Below are 14,259 nucleotides of genomic sequence, written 5' to 3'. Positions count from 1 at the left end.
AATCAGGCTCCGTTGAACGAGAAGGAACAGGTGCCGATGCCGGCGACATCAGTGCGAACCTCGTCTCCGGCGTTCAGCACCACCATCGGGCCGAGGGCGCCGGCCAGCAGAATGTCGCCAGCCTTCAGCGGGTCGCCGCCTGCTGCCAGAGTGCGGGCCAGCCAGGCCGCCGCGTTGAGCGGATTGCCCAGCGCCGCCGAACCGATCCCGGACGAGGCCACGTTGCCGTTGAGCGTCATGGTCATGGCCGCACCCTCCAAATCGAGACCAGCCAGAGGTAGGCCCTGATCGGACAGGACGAAGAACGCCGAAGAGCCGTTGTCGGCGACGGTATCGGCAAAGGTGATCTTCCAGTCGGCAATGCGGCTGTCGACAATCTCGATCGCCGCATGGACCGAGGCGACCGCCGCCGCGACCTGCTCTGCCGTGGTGTCAGCCGATGGCAGGTCCGCGCCCAGAACAAAGGCTATTTCCGCTTCGGCCTTGGCCTGGATGCAGCGCGCCGGATCAAGATTACCGCCGTCCGCAATCTGCATGTCGTCAAACAGGACACCGAAATCGGGCTGGTCGACGCCAAGCTGCTTCTGCACGGCCTCGGCAGTCAGGCCAGCCTTACGGCCAACGATGCCGCGGCCCTGGCTTTCCCAGAAACTTGTGTTGATCGCCTGGACCGCATAGGCCCCGGCCGCATCGGTCGGCTCCAGCCACTCGCGCAGCGGCGGTAGCGTCTCGCCGGTGTAGGCGTCGCGCAGTCGCCTTGCGAGCTCTTCATAATCTGGCTTGAGCATGGTTCTCTCTTTCTAGTCGCCAACGGTCTGGCCTGCCTGGCTGTGCCGATCCGCAATGATGCTGGTCTCGTTCGGGCCGCGCGTAAGGCTGCATATTCAATCGGAGACGCCGCCTTGAGGCGTCTCCGATTGAACGAACTATCGCGCCTTAGCTCAGCGGAATGGGTTCGCTTGAAGCAGCTTCGGCCAGGAAATTGCCAACCAGTTGAACAAATCGACTGGACCGCTCGATCTGAGTCCAATGTCCGCATTCCCCGAAGACATGCAGTTGCGCGCGCCGGATCAGGCTTGCCATGCGATAGGCATCCTCCACACGGATGACCCGATCCTCACGGCCGTGAACAATCAGGGTCTGATGGGGAAGTTTGCGCAGGTCGTCTTCCTGACATGCCAACGAGTCAAACCAGCGTTGGCGTGGGGCCGGGAACATCTGACTGTAGGATTCCTGGAAACCGGGCCGAATACTCGCCTCATAGCGGATCTGGGCGAGTTCGTCGGTTACAAGATCGCGGTTGTATGCGAAAATGTCGAGCATGCGGCGCATGTTCTCAAGCGAGGGCGTGTAGCCCCACACTTCATCGAGCCCTGGCAAGATTGACCCTTTGATGCCGCCGCTGCCCATCAGCACCAAGCGCCGGAACCGATCAGGATGACGGATCGCTGCAGCCAGCGATAGTGCGCCGCCAAACGAGTTGCCGACAAGATCAACCTGATCGAGGCCGAGGGCGTCGAGAAAGCCCAGAAGATGTTGAACCCAAGCTTCAACACCGTATTTGAAGTTTTCCGGACGATCCGTGAAGCCGAAGCCGACCATGTCCGGGGCGATTGCACGGTTCTGCTGCGAGATTTTTGGCAATATCATCCGCCAGTTTGCCCAGGCAGAAACACCCGGACCAGACCCGTGGATGAATACGACCGGAGAGCCTTCTCCCACATCGTGATAATTGGTGCGAATGCCAGCGGCGATCACTGACTTGGATATTTCAGGGTTATCAGTCCCTGCAGTTGCAATGCTTCCCATGAGATTTATTCCTCAAAATTCATGTGTTTGGTTTGGAACAGTCACTCAGGGGAAATGAACTTGTGACCCCACATGCTGATGCTGTCATATCGAACGACCGACCAGGAGCGATCAACGTCGCGCGGTCCGCAGCCGAACTCGACCGCGAAACCGGAAGGGGTGATCCCATAGAAGGAATACATGTGATCGTTCGTATGACGACCAAATGTCAGGAGAATTCGAGAGTCGCGCTCCATACGGTCAATCGCTCGACCAACATCATCAAGCGAAGCAGACTCGATCATGAAATGATGAATGTGTTTGGGGGCCGGGGCAGGCAGCAAAGCCAGGCTGTGATGCCGTCGGTTGCAGTTGAAGAAGTGAAGCTTGTGCTTACCGCCGGGTCCGAGATCCCAGTCGATGATGTCGGAAAGCTCCATCCCGAGACCAGCAACGTAGAATTCCATCGATTTTTCGAGGTCGGGCGTGGCTAGAACGATATGGCCAAATCCCTGCTCACCGGTAACAAATGACGAAACACCGACGGGAGACACAAACGGAACTTCGAACAATTCCGTGGCGCCATAATAGACCTCGATCCTTACACCCGATGGATCGATGACCGACACCAGGTCGATCACGCCGCGATCCGCTTTGAGATCGTCAGGTTCGTTCGTCACTTGATAGCCCATCTGCCGCAAGCGCTCTGCAGTGGAATTGAATGCTGCGGCATCGGCAGCTTCGAACCCGGCATAGGAAATGTCATCCGCTTCACCGCGGTGCACAGCAAGCCGCCACGCGCGCGAATCCAGCCTGTAGCGGTCGGAGTCCTTGCCCTTCGCCGCCGTCATCATGCCGAGCGTATTGTTCGCATATCTGCTCCACGCATCGACATCGGACGCGTCGAAGCCAAGATAGCCAAGGCGATCAACAGTCATCAGATTTCTCCCTCAGTTCCCAATTTCTCTGGCAATCCCACTCCGGCCAGGGCCGCAGAAACCTCATCGAGGACCGACGGATCCTCGATTGTCGGAGGCATGGTCCATGGTTCGCCATTCGCGATTTTCCGGATCGTGCTGCGCAGAATCTTGCCCGATCTGGTCTTGGGCAGTCGCGAAATCGACAGAATGATCTTCGGAGTAGCGATTGATCCAATTCGGCTTCGAACAGCAGATGTTGCCATGGCGGAAATTTCGGCTGATTTCGCAGAAGCGCCATCTGAAACAACGAAGAGTACAAGCGGAACTTCGCCTTTGATGCCGTCGGCAACTCCGACAACAGCACATTCCGCGATTTGATCGACCGTCGAAATCGCTTCTTCGATCGAACCGGTCGACAGCCGATGGCCCGCGACATTGATGATGTCGTCGGTCCGGCTCATGATGAAGACATAGCCGTCTTGATCGATGTAACCAGCATCGCCTGTCTTGTAATATCCGGGAAATTCAGTGAGGTATGATTCCTCAAAGCCGCCATGGTTGTTCCAGAGTGTCTGCAGGGCACCAGGCGGCAGGGGCAGTTTGACAGCAATCGATCCGGTTTCTCCAATAGGAGCGGGTTCGCCTTCTGCATCGAGTATCTGGATATCATAGCCAGGCATCGGCACGGCCGCCGATCCGTACTTGACTTCGATTGTTCCCAATCCGGTCGGATTGGCAGTCATCGGCCAACCGGTCTCGGTCTGCCACCAGTTATCCAGCACCGGAACGTCCAGCGCAGATTCTGCCCATTTGATGACGCTTGGATCGCCCCGCTCTCCGCCGATATAAATCGCACGCAGCGAAGACAGATCGAATTTCTGTGGCAGCACGCCGCCTGCGTCTTCCTTGCGAATTGCGCGCAGGGCCGTTGGGGCCGTGAACAGCAAATTCACCTTGTGCTGCGATATCACGCGCCAGAAGGTGCTCGCATCGGGCGTGCCGACAGGCTTTCCTTCAAAGATGACGGTGGCGCATCCGGCAAGCAACGGGCCGTAGGTAATATAGGAATGTCCCACGACCCAGCCGAGATCGGATGCGGCCCAGTAGACATCGCCTGCACCGATGCCGAAGACATTCTTCATCGACCAAACCAGGGCGACCATATAGCCGCCCTGTTGCCTAACAACGCCCTTTGGCTTGCCGGTCGTACCGGACGTGTAGAGGATATAGAGCGGATCGGTGCTTCGCACTTCGACACATTCCGGCCTGTCGCCACGAGTAATCGCGGCACTCCACTCGGCATTCCAATCGTAATCACGTTCAGGGCGTAGTTCGCAAAAAAGCTGCGGCCGCTGGAGGACGATTACCGCCTCGGGCTTATGGCGACTATTTGCTATGGCTTCGTCGAGCAGTGGTTTGTACGCAATTATCCGGTTCGGCTCCAATCCGCACGATGCCGAAACGACAACTTTGGGTTCGGCATCATCGATGCGAACTGTCAATTCGTGCGCAGCAAAGCCGCCGAAGACAACCGAATGGACCGCTCCCAGACGCGCGCAAGCCAGCATCGCGATGACTGCTTCGGGGATCATCGGCATATAGATGATGACCCGGTCGCCCTTCGCTACGCCATGGCTGCGCAGCACCGACGAAAACAGTTCGACCGCGTCCAGCAACTGCGAAAAGGTCAGTGTCTTGCTGATGCCGAGAATGGCGCTGTCATAAATCAGCGCGGCTTCGTCACCCCGCCCGGCAACGACGTGCCGATCGACCGCATTCCAGCAGACGTTGCACGTTCCATCGGCAAACCAACTGGCCAATCCTTGTGGATCAACGACGCTCTCTGTTGGCGTTGCGATCCAATCCACTGCAGTGGCAGCCGCCGCCCAGAAGCTCAGGGGATCGGCCATCCACTCATCATAGGTTGTGCGATAGTTTGACATGCTCGCGCTCCCGCCCTCAGACCGCAAGAACGATATTGCCGATGGCACTGCCAGACTCGACCCGTTCGTGCGCTTTGACGATCGAATGCAGTGGCAACACTTCGGCGATATTGTGGACGATATTTCCCTGAGCGATGAGGTCATTCACGCCCTGGCAAATCTCGTGACGTCGCGCTTGCGGCAAATGATAGAGGATGAAGAAATCAAACCCGATATTCTTCAGGATGGACTTCGAGAACGGCATCTTGAACTCCCGTTCCGAGCTGCCATACGCGACAAGGCGCCCCTCTTTTGCCAATGCCGCAACATCGAGATCGACGTTGACCGAGAGATCGACCTCGACAATCAGGTCAACACCCGCGCCGCTTGTGGCGTCCATGATGACCTGCAAGGTGCCTTCTGTGCGATAGTTTATAACCCGATCCGCTCCGGCCAGCCTCGCCAATTCGGCCTTCTCCGAACTGCTGACCGTGGCCAATATCCTGGCTGCGCCGAGTTGCCGCGCAAACTGGACGGCGTAATGGCCAACGGCGCCGGCGCCACCCGCGACCAGAACGGTTTTCCCCCGAATATCCCCATTTAAGGTGAGTGCGTGCAGAGCTGTCGATGCAGGGATGCCTAGGCAAGCGCCGATTTCGAACGAGATATCGTCGTGCAGCGGTGCGGTGAAATTCTCCGGCACAACGACATATTCGCCTGCGGTTCCAGTGGTGCGGCCCCACGCAGCATTGAAAATCCACACACGCTCGCCAATCCGGGCAGGATCGACGCCTTCGCCGACAGCATCAATCACGCCAGCGCCGTCGCTGTGTGGGGTGCGTGGAAATCCCCAAGGCGAAGGAATATGTCCGCTTCTGATTTTGACGTCGGACGGATTTACCCCGGACGCCTTTACCCTGACCCGAACTTCGCCAGGGCCCGTTACAGGATGCGGGCAGTCCACAATATCGAGGACATCCGCCGCTTCGCCGATTTCGCCATACTGTGCAGTCCGCATTTCAGTTCCCGTTGTTCAGCTTGCTTGGCGTATCGACCGCTGGCCCTTTCGAAGAACCACGCCGATCAGCTGTTCGATCCAGCCTCGACCGCCCCGCATTGCGCCACAGTTGCGCGGGGCGGCCGGGTTGTTAGAAACTGACCGAAGCCGAAGCCCGTCTTGATCTAGCCGCGTAAAATTGCCGGCCCCTGCGTCGCGGCACCTGCCGTGCCACAACACCTTTCGCGCTCATCTCATTGCCTTAAGAAGCCGGCGTGAATTTTGCCGTGAGGGCATTGTCCATTTCATCGAATTTCTTCGAGGGTTGGATAGCTCCACTGGCCTTCAGCTCTCCATGTCCGGATGCCCCTCGCCCCAGAATGGTGGAAAAAGCGGCTTCAAGGTCAACTGCTGCCGTTTCCGTCAGCGAACCAGCGCGCCACCCGATATAGACGTCGGGCCGTACCAGCAGCGCGCCGCTTTCATCGACCTCGCTGATGCGGGCATAATCGCCATAGTGGTCCTGATAATCCTGCCCCAGACCAATGGTCACAACCTTGATGGGCACGCCCAGTTTGTCTGACACAGCTTTGGCAATTGCACGCCATCCGGCCCCGCTGTTGCCAGTGAGCAACGTAAATTCACCGCCACCGCATACATAGAGTGACGAGATCTTCGATCCGTCCTTGAACAGCCATGCATGGGGCAAGCGAGCGCCCGGGAAGCTGGTGGGCTGATAGTAAATCTCGGCATCTTGCGAGAAGGGCGGCGCAGTCTCGCCTTCAGGCGTCACCACTGCGCAGCTCTGATACCGCTGGTTCATCTCGATTCCAGGGCAGTCATACGTCCGGTAGGTGTCGGCGACAGCCTCCCGAAGCAGTTGTCGCCGCGCAGACAGGTCAGCACTTTCGCCCTTGAGCATTTCAAAGCTGGCAGAGGACACGGCGGGATCGTCGGACAAGGTAGGATTGAGTGCGGCTACAACCTGGTCGTAATATTTCATCGCGCCAAAGGCGGCAGGAACAAACTCTTCGGCCACGGGCACGCGTTCCTGCGAATAGCTTTCCAGCAGCGCCGGAGTGGCCATTCCCTTAAGGACATGGACGAGTTTCCAAGCCAAATTGTAGCTGTCCTGAACCGAGGTGTTCGAACCCAGACCCTTCAGTGGCGGGTGGCGGTGTACCGCGTCTCCGGCACAGAACACACGGCCCTGGTGAAACCGGGTCGCCCAGCATTCATTGAATGCCCACAACGACACCGATTCAATCTGAACGTCGATGCTGTCGTCACCGATCAACCTGTGCATGAGTCGGCGTGCTTCGACATGATCAATCACGGGCGGATTGTTGATGTCGAAAAACGTCGTTGCCAGCCAGCGGGTCCATGGGCGAACCATCCGCAGGGCCCCCATCATCAACCCGCCCGGTGCTTCTCCGGGTGTGAACATCCAGTAGAGCGAGCTTGGGCGATGCTCGACATACTTAGTCAGATCGGCCGTGAAAACGATATTGGTCGCGCCCAGCTTATCCATATCGCCCTTGAAGGGCAGATTCAGCTGTTTCGCGATCGCCGACCGCGCGCCGTCAGCGCCGACGAGATACTTTGATCGCACCGAGTACTCTTCACCCGTCAGCCGATTGCGCAGGACCGAGGTAACGCCCTCATCATCCTGATCAAACTTGACGAATTCGGTGTGAAGCAACACCTCCGCACCCTTGTGTGCAGCGGCACCCAGTAGAATTTTTTCCAGATAGTTCTGCGGCAGATCGACGAAGACTTCCGGGGTCCCAAGGGCATAGTTGAAGCGGCGGCCGGGCTCATGGCCCCAGGTACGCAGGCGGCCGAACTCTTCGCCCGCAAGGCTCTGGCACATCACGTTTTCGCCCATCAACTCGTTAGGCGACGCGTAGAGATTGACGTCATCGATCACACCGAGGTCATGAAAAATTTCCATCGCCCGAGGGTTGGTGATATGAGCGCGGGGTGTCCGGCAGGTCCAGCCATAGCGGTTGGCGATCACCGTGCGAATGCCCGCTTTGGCCAGAGCCAAGGCCATGGTGCCGCCTGCCGGCCCGGTGCCGATGATCAGAACCTCGGTTTCATACGCCGGTTTTTGAACTGCTGAAGTCATCTTGGGTTACCCTTCAAAGTTGGATTGCTTGTCCGGTAATCGGCCTAGGGCAGGCGGAGTGCTTCACGGATGGTCAGCGTTTGGAACGCAGGTCCTGAAGCGGCGCCAATCGGCCCGGTCAGGCGTCGATAAACGCTGCAAGCATGGCATTGAACCGATCTGCATGTTCAAGCTGCGCCCAATGGCCACAGCGGTTGAAGACGATGAGGCTGGAATTTGGCATGACACCCGCCAGGCGCATGCTGTGCTCCACGCCCACGGTCCGATCGTCGCGGCCATGGATCAGCAACGAGGGCGTAGTTGTGCGTGCAAGGCCCGCGAAAACCTCGTCCTGGCCCAGACCATCGATATTCATGGCGGCCGCGCCCTTAAGAAAATTGGACAAATGCGCAGGGTTCGCGAGGGCATTTGCGGAGCGCTGGTTCACCAGTTCATCGGTCGCATAGGCCGGGTCGAAGACCATTACATTGACCAGCCTGCGAAAATTCTCGGGGCTTGGATCAGCATATGTCGCGAAGAGAATCTTGAGCCCCTCTGTCGGGCCACCGGGTTGAAAGAACAGTTGCGGGCCGCCGGGTGCCGGTGCGCCCATGGTAATGCAATGAGTGACCCGGTCGTTGTGCAGTGCGGTCATCATCAGTGCAGCAAGCCCGCCCATCGAATTGCCGACTAGCGCTGCTTTTTCGATACCAAGACCGTCCATGAACAAGCGGGTCGCCTCGACATTGGCGAGAAAGCGGTTCTCCCCGGTTGGGTCATATTCGGACGATTTTCCCCAGCCCGGAAAGTCGAGCAGATAGACTTTGTAGCGCTGGGCCAGCTTCGCGAAATTGGGATTGAAGTTGCTCCAGCCACTGGCTCCTGGGCCAGAACCGTGCAGCATGATCAGCGGGTGCCCCTCGCCAGCCACGTGGTAGTGCAATCGCCAACGCGGCGTATCGATGTATTGGCTGGTTTGTGCTTCCGTTGACATCATGCAATCCTCGATCAGGAGAAATCTATTCCGCGCAGCAACAATGGTGTGCATCGGATGGGAAAGCGCAGCCCCTGGGTGTGGAGAGGGTCACCCAAGGGCCGCCTTCACCGGGACATTAGTATCGGAACGACACCGTTACTCCGTAGGTTGCCGGCATGCCCGCAACCTTGGAGAAGGAATCGATGACGTGCGAAACGCCGTTCCAATAATACTTGTTGGTGATGTTGCGTCCCCAGACTTCCGCACGCCAGCTATCGTTGTTGCTCTTGATGCCCGCACGCATGTTGAGGAGCGCATAGCTATCAATCGCGAACCGCGGATCGCTGCCGAAGGCCGCGACCGTCTTGGAACGATAGTTCACATCCGCCCCAATAAAGCCATTGATCGCGCTTGAGACAGGCACCTCGTAATCGAAGCCGCCCGAAATCTGCCACTTGGGCGTGTTAGGGAACCCTTCGCCCTTGAGATCGACAAGGGTGCCGCCAGAATCGGGTGTCTGGTAGTTCCGCGTCACCTTGGAGTTGATGTAGGAAGCTGCGCCGCGCAGGCTCAGCCCAGCAACCGGGCGGATGGTCGTCGACAATTCGAAGCCCGCTACCCGCGACTTGGGAATGTTCACCAGCTTTGGCAATGTGCCCAGGGGGAAGCCGGTATTAATGAAGCCCAGGATCTGTTTGTCCTGATAATCGTAGTAGAAGGCCGCGCCTTCCAGCGTGACACGGCGATCAAGCAGTGACGTTTTGAACCCGGCTTCATAAGCCAAGACGGACTCTTGCGTTACGGGAATATACTGGGTGACCGAGGCCGACGGCACACCGGCAAAGCTCCCCGCCTTGAAACCCTTCGTTGCGTTGGCATAAAGCAGCAGATCGCTGTTGGGCTTCCAGCTCAGCCCCGCGCGCCATGAGAGATTGTCCTCGTTGAGCGTCCCCGGAACGTTGGTCACGGGCAGGAAGTTCGCGTCGGAAGTAACGCATCCGCCCTTCGGAATGGTGATTGTGGTCGGGACCCCCGATCCGATCGTCTGAAGAAGACTGTAGAGGTTGCCGAAGGCTGTTCCGAAAGACCCGTCGCCCGCATCCAACAGGCAGCCATTGGCGCTGCGACGCTGATCCGTATAACGGACGGAACCCTGCAGCGTAACCTTTGGTGCGATCTCGTAGTCGACGCTCGCGAACACGGCGGCAGTCTTGATCTTCTGATCGTTACGGATGTCGAAGTTACGGTAGCGGTTGACAAACGCCGGCGTGGCGATGCCGGAGTTGCTGCCCGAAACTGTGCCGAGCTGATCTTCGTCCGCAGTATCGCGCTGATAATTACCGCCAACCATCCATTTCAGGCCGGGCGTATCACCCGAAAGGCGCAGTTCCTGCGAAAAGGAGCTGATGTCAGACTTGATCAGGAAAAACAGATCATTGAACGCCACGCCGTCGGAATCATTGGGGTTACGACCGCGGAAGTCAGTGTAAGCCGTGATCGAAGTTAGCGTCACACTTGGCGACAATTCGAGATCCGCCCGCAATGACCCCTGATAGAACCGGTCGTCATGCCGGAAATCGACACCGGGGTCCCAATCCGCAACGCGTGCGTTGTTGGGCGCTCTTACCGCTGTGGCGAAAAAGGCCTTTTCTTCGGGAAAGCCCACCGGGTTGGTCGGCGCATAGGCAATGTACTGCGCGGCCTGGCTGTCGGACTTGTCGATCCAGCCATTCAGGTTGAACTGAAGCTTCAGCTTGTCGCTGGGCTCGACATCGAGCAGCAGGCGCCCCGTGGTAAAGTTACGGCGACCGAGCGTGTCATTGCGTGTCTGGCTATACTGCCAGTCCCCCCGGTCTTCATGGCGAACAGCAAGCCGGGCCTTGACACCTTCCGCCAACGGGCCGCTCACATAGCCATCGACGTCGAACTGATTGAAGCGGCCATACGTGGCGCTTCCGCCGAAGCGGAATTCATCGGTCGGCCGCGCAGCAATGTAGTTGATTGCCCCGCCGGTGGAGTTTTGCCCGAAAAGTGTGCCTTGGGGGCCCTTCAGCACTTCCACCCGCTCAAGGTCGAGTGAGGCGCCAGGCGTCATTACCGAATAGGGCAGCGGAACCTGGTCGACATAGACACTGACGGTCGGACTGACCCCCGTCGAGGTGTCATAGAACCCAATGCCGCGAATGGTGAAGACTGGTGGGCCATAGGCGCTTTGCTGGGCCGTGAAGCCTGGCACAACCCGCTCCAAATCGAACGTTGACGTAACACCCCGCGAACGCAACTGTTCTCCCGTCGCGGCGGTGATGGAAAGAGGCACATCCGACAGCCGTTCACTGCGCTTCTGCGCCGTGACGATAATTTCCCCGATGCCTCCATCGGGTGCTTGATCTGTGGTGCTAGCTTCCTGGGCAGATGCGACAGGTGCATATAGCAATCCTACCGCGAGGGCCAAACCTGCAGCCTGACAACCGGAACGTACGTTCTTATTTTCCATCAGATCTCTCCCAGTGATTGTTCTTTTTTAGCGCCAGGTAGAAACTTGGGCGCTGTCCCGACCGAGATCAGCAAGGACCGTGCCAATTTCGCCAGCGTGCTTTCAGCCGCTTGGCTTGATCACAGAAAATGGCTGTTTGATGGGCGCTATTCGCCATCCTGCTGCACACCGACGGTCGCGGCTGCGTCTGACATTGGTCGTTTCAGCTTGCAGGCATCGCAAAAACTGTGAATATTCCGATGTCAAATAATCACAATCTCGGAATATTCCGACATCGAGGAGGGTGTCTTGAACCAGCATCGTGTGGACCATTCAGAATCGGTGAAATGGACTCCGAATGTGAGCCTGACGGCTACGAAGCGCGATATTGCCGGCCTCATCGAACGGCTGCACTTTGATCTTCCCGAGGGATTGATCTGGCTGGACCAGAGCCGGGTCACCCTCTTGCACGCCAGTTGGCTTGCGCAGCTCCGATCCGAACTTTTGCCGTTGCTTGGCTACCATCAGGCACGGGCGCTAATAACGCGGCTCGGTTATTCAGCCGGCTGTCGCGACGCCAAGGCCTCACTTGAGAGAAGTCCGGCACAATCGTGGGAGGAAATGCTGCTGACCGGTGGGCAAATGCATACCCTCCACGGTATGGTTGCCGCTGCCGTGATCAACATCGACCTCGATGAAAATAGGCGGCGCTGCCACATCGAGTTCGTTTGGAAGAACAGTATCGAACGCATCGGCGATGACGAGCGGCGCTTCCATAACTCGGAATCGGGCTGCTGGATGACAGTTGGCTATGCTGCTGGTTTTTTGACCACATGTTATGGCGCGCCAGTACATTTCCGAGAGCTTGCATGCTGTTCGGGCGGCCATGATCATTGCAGCGGCATCGCAAAATTTGCCGATCAGTGGAGTGATAGTACTGAAGACATGGTCTATTACTCCGCGCTCCAAATGAGCGAAGATGATGCCACAACCGCCACCGGTCCGATTTCCTTACAGCCTGAACTCTTACTGCAAGCCCATAATGCAAGTGGAATCGTTGTAGGTCGGTCCACCGCGTTCAATGCCGTCCAGCATAAGGTCAATCAGGTAGCCGACACACGCGCGACCGTACTCCTGCTGGGTGAAAGCGGCGTCGGGAAAAGCGTTTTTGCGAGACAGATCCATGATCGAAGCCCTCGTAGCGAGAATCCGTTCGTGGAGATCAATTGCGCCGCCATTCCAGAAAATCTCCTTGAAGCCGAATTGTTTGGCGTGGAAAAGGGGGCTTTTACGGGCGCAGGTGCCACGCGGCCCGGCAGGTTTGAAGAAGCGAATGGCGGTTCCATCTTTCTCGACGAAATCGGCACGCTTTCGCTATCATCGCAGGGCAAGCTTCTTAGGGTTCTCCAGAATCATAAATTCGAGCGGCTTGGCAGCAACAAGACACTTCAAGCCGATGTCAGAGTTATTGCCGCTACAAACGAAGATCTTGAAGTAGCAGTCCAGGAAAAACGATTCCGCGCCGACCTCTATTATCGATTGAACGTATTTCCGATACAGATTCCGTCTCTGCGCCAGCGCACGGATGATCTACCGGTGCTGATCGATCATTTTCTAAAGATGTTCAGCACACGTCACGATCGAAATGTCTCCGGGATTTCGGGGCAAGCCTACCGGATGCTGCTGGCACACAACTGGCCCGGGAACATCCGAGAACTTGAAAATGTCATCGAACGCGCAGTTATCATGTGCCAGCGAGGGGAAATGCTCGAAGTTGGCCATTTCCCCCAAAGCCAATTGGCAGAAGCTGCCAAAAGACTGATGCAACTGGATGAAGCAGGCAATCTGGCCCACAGCTCAGATGATCTGGATGGTCTGCCCGCGACAATCCTAGACGCACTGAACTCTCAAGGCCTCAACCTTGAAGGCTTGGAGCGCGCGGCGATCAAGGCAGCTCTTGCCGCGACAAACGACAATGTGGCTCGGGCAGCAAAGCTGCTCGGTGTCACACGCGCGCAAATCGATTATCGACTCAAGAAATGGCAAGCCGAGTAATCTTATGCTGGGCGGCGATTCTGGACAGGGCGATTAGTGGATTTTCTGTCTGATGGCGGCCATCATGCCGCGTGACAGGAGAGCAGACGACCGCGCCGGAACGACAGCCCCATATTCAAGGCCAAGGTGGCATTGGCCGCCGTGAAGGCCGAGAAGACGGGACCGAGTTGGCAGCCATATGACGCTCACCCGAACAAGACCACTCGCTATGGCTTGTACGTGCGGCGGTAGCACTTACGACCCACGGTTGGCGCGATTCCTGCGCTCCACAGCTTGGTCAACTTGATAGCCGGCCCCCAAACTAGTTGGTAACGCTGTCGCTCGCACAAACCTGTGGATCGGCGCTGGAACGGGCCCCTCCTACTTCACGATCTATCATTTTGAATTGCCGTAAAAAGTTGGTTTTGACCGGGGTCCCGATCGGCGCCGATCGGGACCCCGGCATGCGCCAGTATAAGGATAGAAATCAATGCATTACCTCCCGTCAGAGCGGGTCCCACTCCAACGCTGCTTCACAATCAACACCCAGTCTTGAAATCGCCGTCGCAGTTATCGGATCCAAGCCCTGCGGGTCAGCGAGCAATATCGCAGCTTTCATGCGCGGATCCCAGAAATCCACGATATGCTGGACCATTGCCGAAACGGCGGCATCCTCACCTTGCGCCGCCAGATTGCGGGCAATCTGGTTGGCCATGCTTACAAGCCGCTGTTCGTCCATCAGATCGCCTCGATGCGGCGCGCGCGGGTGGTGAGCGCAGCATAGTTTTCCTGCCAGTCACTTGGCCCGTTGGACGCCGATACCTGCACTGCGGTCACCTTGTATTCCGGGCAATTGGTCGCCCAGTCGGAGAACTCGGTCGTGACGAGATTGGCCTGCGTTTCGGGGTGGTGAAAGGTGGTATAGACCACGCCGGGGACAACTGTCGGGCGCCAAAGTAGAGCGCAATTGCGTGCACTGAACTCCAATCGTCGCGCCATATTGGGCTGCATTCAATCTGCACGGCATTCGGCGTGTTGT

The 14,259-nt window shown here is 57.7% G+C and carries 10 protein-coding genes and 1 pseudogene; 1 reads left to right on the top strand and 10 read right to left on the bottom strand.

The features are described from left to right. Window positions 1-2: 2 nt before the first annotated feature. The 8 genes from HUK73_RS18230 to HUK73_RS18195 form a co-directional block, all read right to left on the bottom strand. Window positions 3-788 carry a 2-keto-4-pentenoate hydratase gene (locus HUK73_RS18230; RefSeq protein WP_070936403.1) on the bottom strand — a complete coding sequence of 262 codons (786 nt, stop codon included), beginning with the start codon at window positions 786-788 and terminating at the stop codon, window positions 3-5. A gap of 148 nt (window positions 789-936) precedes the next feature. Then, complete coding sequence (locus HUK73_RS18225; RefSeq protein WP_070936401.1) at window positions 937-1,809, bottom strand: alpha/beta fold hydrolase; 873 nt, start codon at window positions 1,807-1,809, stop codon at window positions 937-939. Window positions 1,810-1,850: 41 nt separating this feature from the next. Further along, window positions 1,851-2,726 (bottom strand): biphenyl-2,3-diol 1,2-dioxygenase, encoded by an 876-nt coding sequence (gene bphC, locus HUK73_RS18220; RefSeq protein WP_070936399.1) that lies wholly within the window; start codon window positions 2,724-2,726, stop codon window positions 1,851-1,853. Further along, window positions 2,726-4,651, bottom strand: coding sequence for an AMP-binding protein (locus HUK73_RS18215; protein ID WP_070936397.1), 1,926 nt, complete (start codon window positions 4,649-4,651; stop codon window positions 2,726-2,728). The genes bphC and HUK73_RS18215 overlap by 1 nt, the downstream gene beginning before the upstream one ends. Before the next feature lie 16 nt (window positions 4,652-4,667). Then, window positions 4,668-5,648 (bottom strand): NADPH:quinone reductase, encoded by a 981-nt coding sequence (locus HUK73_RS18210; RefSeq protein WP_070936395.1) that lies wholly within the window; start codon window positions 5,646-5,648, stop codon window positions 4,668-4,670. A 241-nt stretch (window positions 5,649-5,889) separates the two neighbouring features. Beyond that, window positions 5,890-7,758, bottom strand: coding sequence for an FAD-dependent monooxygenase (locus HUK73_RS18205; protein WP_070936394.1), 1,869 nt, complete (start codon window positions 7,756-7,758; stop codon window positions 5,890-5,892). A gap of 118 nt (window positions 7,759-7,876) precedes the next feature. Beyond that, on the bottom strand, window positions 7,877-8,734 hold the full coding sequence (locus tag HUK73_RS18200) for an alpha/beta fold hydrolase (RefSeq protein ID WP_176593305.1): 858 nt from the start codon (window positions 8,732-8,734) through the stop codon (window positions 7,877-7,879). Between the two features lie 115 nt (window positions 8,735-8,849). Further along, on the bottom strand, window positions 8,850-11,207 hold the full coding sequence (locus HUK73_RS18195; protein WP_070936392.1) for a TonB-dependent receptor: 2,358 nt from the start codon (window positions 11,205-11,207) through the stop codon (window positions 8,850-8,852). 288 nt (window positions 11,208-11,495) lie between these two features. On the opposite strand from HUK73_RS18195, the gene HUK73_RS18190 reads away from it, so the two are divergent. After that, window positions 11,496-13,241, top strand: coding sequence for a sigma-54-dependent Fis family transcriptional regulator (locus HUK73_RS18190; protein ID WP_084653591.1), 1,746 nt, complete (start codon window positions 11,496-11,498; stop codon window positions 13,239-13,241). A gap of 484 nt (window positions 13,242-13,725) precedes the next feature. On the opposite strand, the gene HUK73_RS18185 is transcribed toward HUK73_RS18190, so the two are convergent. Together HUK73_RS18185 and HUK73_RS18180 are read right to left on the bottom strand one after the other, a co-directional pair. After that, window positions 13,726-13,959 carry a formate dehydrogenase subunit delta gene (locus HUK73_RS18185; protein WP_236036586.1) on the bottom strand — a complete coding sequence of 78 codons (234 nt, stop codon included), beginning with the start codon at window positions 13,957-13,959 and terminating at the stop codon, window positions 13,726-13,728. Further along, window positions 13,959-14,162 (bottom strand): annotated as a pseudogene (locus HUK73_RS18180) (hypothetical protein); the annotation flags it as partial. The pseudogene HUK73_RS18180 and the gene HUK73_RS18185, both read right to left, overlap by 1 nt. Between the last annotated feature and the right edge of the window lie 97 nt (window positions 14,163-14,259).

This window comes from Sphingobium sp. EM0848 (assembly GCF_013375555.1).
Taxonomy (GTDB): Bacteria; Pseudomonadota; Alphaproteobacteria; order Sphingomonadales; family Sphingomonadaceae; genus Sphingobium.
This window is presented reverse-complemented; position numbering and strand designations above follow the sequence as displayed.